The organism is Paraburkholderia sp. C35 (genome assembly GCF_003121405.1).
Classification (GTDB): Bacteria; Pseudomonadota; Gammaproteobacteria; order Burkholderiales; family Burkholderiaceae; genus Paraburkholderia.
Genome location: NZ_QBUY01000224.1, coordinates 1 through 1,056 on the forward strand (window position 1 = coordinate 1; position 1,056 = coordinate 1,056).

Genomic DNA, 1,056 nt, shown 5'->3' on the forward strand with positions numbered 1-1,056 from the left:
GCTGGCGGGTCTTTGGGCACTGGGACGGAAGATTGTCGGCACCTTCTGTAATTCAGAGTTTGCGTTCACCGATGGACGATTTGGCTAACCTGATAGATGAATTGCACCATCTGATGATGCCTCCGTTCTCGCATGCTTCATTGCGTCAAACGCAAGGAATGGTCAGGCACGCATGAAAATCACCATTATCGGCACGGGTTACGTAGGTCTCGTCACGGGCGCATGTCTTGCCGAAGTCGGCAACGATGTTTTCTGTCTGGACGTCGATCCCCGCAAGATCGACATCCTCAACAACGGCGGCATGCCGATCCACGAACCGGGTCTGCAGGAAATAATCAAACGCTCGCGCGCGGCGGGCCGCATCACGTTTTCGACCGATGTCGAGGCAAGCGTTGCGCACGGCGAGATCCAGTTCATCGCGGTCGGCACGCCGCCCGATGAAGATGGTTCGGCAGATCTTCAATACGTGCTCGAAGCAGCGCGCAATATCGGCCGCACGATGAATGACTTCAAGGTGATCGTCGACAAGTCGACGGTGCCTGTTGGGACGGCACAGCGCGTGCGCGCGGTCATTGCCGAAGAACTTGAGAAACGCGGTCTTGCCGATAGCGCACAGCATCGCTTCTCGATCGTCTCGAATCCCGAGTTCCTGAAAGAAGGCGCTGCCGTCGACGACTTCATGCGACCGGATCGCATCGTTGTCGGCGTCGACTATGACATGGATGGCGATAAGGCGAGCGAGAAGATCCGCCGTCTCTATGCGCCGTTCAACCGCAACCATGAACGCACGCTGTACATGGACGTGCGCTCGGCGGAATTCACGAAATACGCCGCCAATGCAATGCTCGCCACGCGCATCTCGTTCATGAACGAAATGGCGAATCTGGCAGATACAGTGGGCGCGGATATCGAAGCCGTGCGTCGCGGCATCGGTTCGGACCCGCGCATCGGCTATCACTTCCTGTACGCGGGCGTCGGCTATGGCGGCTCGTGTTTCCCGAAAGACGTGCAGGCGCTGATCCGCACGGGCAGTGAGATGGGCCACAACCTGCGCAT

The 1,056-nt window shown here is 58.2% G+C and carries 1 protein-coding gene; it reads left to right on the forward strand.

What is annotated here, in order from left to right:
• Nucleotides 1-172: 172 nt before the first annotated feature.
• Nucleotides 173-1,056, forward strand: an 884-nt coding sequence (locus DK391_RS44050; protein ID WP_162601074.1) for a UDP-glucose/GDP-mannose dehydrogenase family protein, incomplete at its 3' end; no start/stop codon positions are given.